1 pseudogene is annotated in these 212 nt (G+C 70.3%); it reads left to right on the top strand.

The window, feature by feature from the left end:
- Window positions 1-8: 8 nt before the first annotated feature.
- Window positions 9-212, top strand: a pseudogene (locus tag J0695_RS41485) (phosphatase PAP2 family protein); the annotation flags it as partial.

The raw sequence follows: 212 nt of genomic DNA, 5'->3' as shown, positions 1-212 counted from the left end.
GGAGTCTCGTGGGCTCGGTCCTTCTGCTGATCCTGGTCGTCGCGCAGTGGCGCCCGCTGATCGGCCTGGACCGTGACATCGCCTCGGCCTTCCACCGCTGGGCGGTCGACGAGCCGGGGCTGACGCAGACGGCCCGTGTCCTGACGGACTGGGTCTGGGACCCGTGGACCATGCGCTTGCTGTGCGGGGCGGTCGCACTGCTGCTGTGGTAC

The organism is Streptomyces beijiangensis (assembly GCF_017315755.1).
GTDB lineage: Bacteria > Actinomycetota > Actinomycetes > Streptomycetales > Streptomycetaceae > Streptomyces > Streptomyces beijiangensis.
Note: the sequence above shows the minus strand (reverse complement) of the source record. Positions and strands in the feature narration are given on the sequence as shown.